Source organism: Hydrogenophaga sp. (assembly GCF_022844385.1).
Taxonomy (GTDB): domain Bacteria; phylum Pseudomonadota; class Gammaproteobacteria; order Burkholderiales; family Burkholderiaceae_C; genus Hydrogenophaga.
The window spans coordinates 11276-14324 of sequence record NZ_JALHLX010000091.1 but is presented as its reverse complement, the minus strand read 5'-3'; the positions used below and the strand labels follow the sequence as shown (position 1 = coordinate 14324).

General features: G+C 65.7%; 1 protein-coding gene and 1 pseudogene. One reads left to right on the top strand and one right to left on the bottom strand.

Translation table 11 applies throughout. The features are described 5' to 3' along the window. Nucleotides 1-177: 177 nt before the first annotated feature. Nucleotides 178-1911: a hybrid sensor histidine kinase/response regulator gene (locus Q0C59_RS14130; RefSeq protein ID WP_291216524.1), complete on the bottom strand. Its 1734-nt coding sequence runs from the start codon at nucleotides 1909-1911 to the stop codon at nucleotides 178-180. Between the two features lie 149 nt (nucleotides 1912-2060). On the opposite strand from Q0C59_RS14130, the pseudogene Q0C59_RS14125 reads away from it, so the two are divergent. Beyond that, a pseudogene (locus tag Q0C59_RS14125) lies at nucleotides 2061-3049 on the top strand (hypothetical protein); the annotation flags it as partial.

The window sequence follows — 3049 nt, the reverse complement described above, 5'->3', positions numbered from 1 at the left end:
CCTTTTTCCGCCAGCCGTAGCGCCGCCACGCTGCCGCCGTAACCCGAACCCACCACGATCGCGTCCACCTCGCGCTCCTGTTCAGGTCTGGCGATCCACTCTCGCCAGGTGCACGACAAAGGCTGTTGCATCGCGGAAGGAGGCGAAACCTTGTCGGCGCAGGTGTTCATGGTGGAGCTACCGGTTGGTCAACAGGGATTCGAGTGCGATCACCAAGGCCTCCGGGACCACCGGCTTTCGGAGCACGGGCTGGGTGGGTGGCAGGTCTTGTATGTGGTCCTCGCCGGTGATCAGCAGCGCTTGCAGCGAGGGATGTTTTTCCTGCCAGGCCGCGATCACGGAAAGGCCGTCGGGGCCCGGGTCCAGCGTGAGGTCGGCCAGCAGCAGGTCCGGGGCATCCCCCTGTTGGAGCAGCTCGATCGCCTCTTGCCCGCTGGCGGCGGTCTGCACCTGGGCGCCCGACTCCTGCAGCCACAGGCTCAGCGCCAGACGCGCCTGGGCGTCGTCTTCCACCATCAACACCCGCAAACCCGCGAGCAGGGCCGTGGGCTCTTCGGTCGACGCCACACGGCCGCTCTGGCTGGCCGCCTTCAACGTCACGGTGGCGGTGGTGCCTTGTCCCAGCACCGATTCAATGTGCAAGCTTGCGCCCATCAGTTCGATCATGTGGCGTGCAATCGCCAGCCCCAGACCCAGGCCGTCGGTGGCGCTGCCACGCGACGAGGCGCCCCGATGAAACGGCTGGTAGAGATGGTCCAGGTCTTGCGTCGACATGCCCACGCCGGTGTCGGTCAGCTCGATCACCACATGACCGGCCTGCACGCTGGCGCTGACGCTCACACGTCCCGCCCGGGTGTACTTCACAGCGTTGTCGAGGAGGTTGCGCAACACGCGTTCGAGCAGGATGGCGTCGCCCTGCGCAAAGCACACCGAGGGCAGGTCGGTGTGCAACTGCAGACCTTTGTCGGCGCAGCGATCGGCGCAGCCCGCCAGCACCGACTGCAGCAGCACCAGCAGGTCGAGCCGCTCCATCGTGGCGTGCATGCTGTCCGCGTCGATCTGCGCCATGTCGAGCAGGCTGCGAAACATCGACTGGATGGATTGCGAGGTGCGTTCGATCTCGCCCACCACCTCCACGCGGCGCGCCTCGTTGTGCGTTTTCTTCAGCACGTTGACCAGCAACGACAGCGCGTGGATGGGTTGGCGCAAGTCGTGGCTGGCAGCGGCCAGAAAGCGCGAGCGGGCCAGGAAGGCCGCCTTCTGCTGCTGCATGGCGCGGTCCAGGTCTTGTGCCAGCACCTCGCTGCGTTGCCCGGTGGAGACCGCTTCGACCAGCAGCGCGCGGATACCCAGCGACATGCGGAACATCAGGTAGCCACCCAGGGCCATGGCCACGAGCAGGATGGGCGGCACACCGGAGTGTGTGGTCATCGGGTACAGCGCGGTGGGCAGCGCGATGCAGAGATACAGGCCGTAGATGCGCGGCTTCACACCCAGGACGGCCACCGCTGCCGCGATCCAGGAAATCATGAGGGCAAACACAAACGCGGCCTCGTCCTGCGGGAGACTGGGCGTGAACAAGGGAACGCACAGGATCACCAGCCAGCCCGTGACGGCCGATATACCGGTGACCCACAAGAGATGCTGCTCGCTGGGGGTGGGCGTTTTGCGCAGACGCTCGAACCAGATCTGCCGTGTGATGAATCCGGTGGCCACCGCGCCAAACCACAGGCCATAGCTCAGCCATCCCACGTTCGGCACAAACACCGTGCCCAGCAACGCCGACACCACAACAGCGGTGATGCATCCCAGGCGGCTTTGACCCAGCACGTGTTCGAGGCTGCGGCGCAACACCAGTTCGGCCAGCGCAGGCGATTCAACAGCGTTCACGGCGGGGGAGGGTGCGTTCATGGTTGGGATGACCTTATGACGGGACCGTGAGCCTGCCCATCTGCCAAACGGTGGACGGCTTTGCGCACCGGACTATGCCGCACGGGCGATGGGCAAAGCAAGCGATCGGGCGAAAACTGGGCATCCCCCAACACAACGAGGAGTTCGCCATGAAACACAGCCTTTCACCCCTTTCACTTGCGTTGAGCAGCGCCATCGTGGCGCTCTCCCTGGCCGCTTGCGGCGGCGGCTCCGACGACGAAGTTGCCGTCGCGAACCCGCCCACGCCTGCGGTGGGCGGCACGCCCCTGACGCCACTCGACCCGACCAACCCCAACCAGGTGGCGCTCAGTGGCCTGGTGGTGATCAATTCCACGGTGTCGGGGGCCACGGTGTGTGTGGACCTGGACACCAGCAACACCTGCGACGCTGGTGAGCCCGGGGCCACCCCCACCGCACTGGATGGCCGCTACACCGTGGTGTACGACAGCACACAGATCGCCCCGGCCAATGTCAATGCCAGCCGTTTGATTGCGGTGATACCCCTGACAGCGCGCGATGCGAGTGCGCCGGCGGAGGCCCTGGTGGAACAGGGGTTTGTGATGAGTGCGTCCGTAGCGGACAACGCGCAGATCAACCCGCTGACCACGTTGGTACAAACCGCGCTGGCGGCCGGCCAGAGTCTGGCCCAGGCACGCGACAACGTGGCTGATCTGCTCGGTATTGAGGTGGCCAAAATTGACAACTACCTGGCCGATCCGGCTTTCGACTTCAACGATCCGCAGGACAACGCACGCAACATCGCCTTCATTGTGGCGGCCACCATGGACGCCGGCATCACGCTCGCGGTGGATGACCAGACGCGCGCCCAGACCGCGGTCGACTCGGACCTGCTCAACCTTCGCTACGTGGACGCGGACAACGCCAGCTTCCGCAGTCTGTCGGTGGCCGGCAAGGCGGCCGGCCCGGTCGGCTTTGATCTGATCGACGTTCGCGGAGGTCGCAGCGGCGGCACGCCATTGACGGCGGACGCCCTCTACAACCAGGCCTACCTCAACAGCGCAGGCTGGACGCGCTGCGACACCTCCGCCAGCTTTGCCTTTTCGCAAGGCTCCCCCAGCCGAAGCGAGTTCTGCGGCGGCGGGCAGGCCATCATTGG

Coding starts and splice junctions, on each gene's coding strand:
- Q0C59_RS14130 (WP_291216524.1), bottom strand. CDS start 1,911: ATGAACGCACCCTCCCCCGCCGTGAACGCTGTTGAATCGCCTGCGCTG.